Annotated in this window: 1 protein-coding gene; it reads right to left on the bottom strand. The window is 51.6% G+C overall.

Features of this window, described 5'->3' with window-relative positions:
• Positions 1 to 1,796 (bottom strand): condensation domain-containing protein (locus tag BBG47_RS27880; protein ID WP_254659957.1); only part of this gene is annotated, 1,796 nt, incomplete at both ends.

Below are 1,796 nucleotides of genomic sequence, written 5' to 3'. Positions count from 1 at the left end.
GGAACCACATTCCCTTCTGCATCGGCGTCAATGCATATACATTCTCGATCTCGCCGATATGCTGCATTTGCGAAGATATCCGATCCAGCCACTCCAAGCTAAGTCCCTTAAACAAGACATCACTTGGCGTCAATTGCGTCCGCTCCTGTGCTTCGCAGTGTGCGATAATTTCTTTCAGTGATTCCGTAAGGAGATCACCCAACTCCTCCATCGTCTCTTTGCGATACTCCTTGACGCTGTAACTTAAGCCCAGCGTCAATTGGCCTTCTGCGATCACGCCGTTAATATCGAGCGGATACTTGCGCTCCTGCTCATCGCTAATCTCCGAGCCGCTTGCATATGGAGATACGCTCAGTTCGTTATTGCTCAAGTCCGCATCGAACTGTCCCAGGTAGTTGTAACGAATTTGTGTCGTTGGCGCATCTTTCCAAGCCTGTTGGCCCGAATTGGATAAATACCGGAACAGACCGTACCCGATTCCTTTGTTCGGAATGCGGCGCAAATCCTCTTTTACCTTCTTGATCTGAGATCCAAGACTGTCGTTCGCTTCCATCCCGAGCTCAAACGGATATTCGGTCGTAAACCAGCCAACCGTCCGCGTAATATCCATGCCTTGTATAATGGACTCGCGTCCATGCCCTTCCAGCGTAACCAGTATGCGCTCGATGCCGCGCCACTTCATGAGTGCCCTGCCAAGCGCTGTGAGCAGAATATCATCCATTTCGGTGTTGTAAGCACGGTGAACATGCTTCAGAAGCCGTTCTGTATCTTCCCGATTCCACTCGAGCACGACGGATTCACTATCGCGCTGCAAGGAAACCGTGCACTCGCTGTCTTTAGGCAGGGCGGCCACTTCCGTCTGCGCGACGCCGAGCCAATAAGCAGATTCCTTATCCATCGCTGGACTATTCGCATACTCTACTAGCTGTTCCGCCCATGTACGGAAGCTGTCCGTCTTCATCGGCAGACGTACTTGGCGTTGATTCAGCGCCTGTTCGTAGCCTGATGCGAGATCCTCAAGCAATATTCTCCAAGACACGCCATCGATGACTGCGTGGTGGATAACGAGCAGCAAGTGATCACCATCACTGCCGTGGAATAAGCCTGCCTTGACCAAAGGCCCTGCCTGTAGATCAATACTGCCTTGAATGTGGTTTGCTTCCGCTTCAATCGCTGCGGCGAAATCCGACTGATCCGTTAAATCGATCTCTTCCATACTGAAGAGTTCGCCCTCTACTAGGGATCGATTCCAGAGCGAAAATTCTCCTTGTTCCGTTCTCTGAATTACAATACGAAGCGCATCGTGGTGTTCAACCAACTTATGAAGCGCCTTGCGCACTGCATCTGCGACAAAGCCATCCTTGCGATACAGCATTACCGACTGATTGAAATGATGCGGATTCGCAAACTGCTGATGCTCGAACCAATGAAGAATCGGTGTCATCGGCACCTCACCGACGACTTCTCCCTGATCAGCCGTTCGATTAATCGGCTGCATGTATGGAACCAACTGTGTAACCGTTGGGTATTTGAACAAGTCGCGAATTTCAAGCTTAAAGCCCGCCTGCTGCATTCTTGCTGCCACTTGAATGGACTTGATGGAATCTCCGCCAAGCTCGAAGAAGTGATCGGTTATCCCGACACGTTCGATGCCAAGTACGGCTTGCCATACGGTTGCCAGCATCTGTTCCGCTTCCGTGCGCGGCGCAACATATTCCGATTCAACTTGAAGGCTTCTCTCTGGAGCCGGCAAAGCTTTGCGATCCAGCTTGCCGTTCGGCGCCAGCGGCATCTGC

The sequence above is a fragment of the Paenibacillus sp. KS1 genome (genome assembly GCF_001680695.1).
Taxonomy (GTDB): Bacteria; Bacillota; Bacilli; order Paenibacillales; family Paenibacillaceae; genus Paenibacillus_B; species Paenibacillus_B suaedae.
Note: the sequence above shows the minus strand (reverse complement) of the source record. Positions and strands in the feature narration are given on the sequence as shown.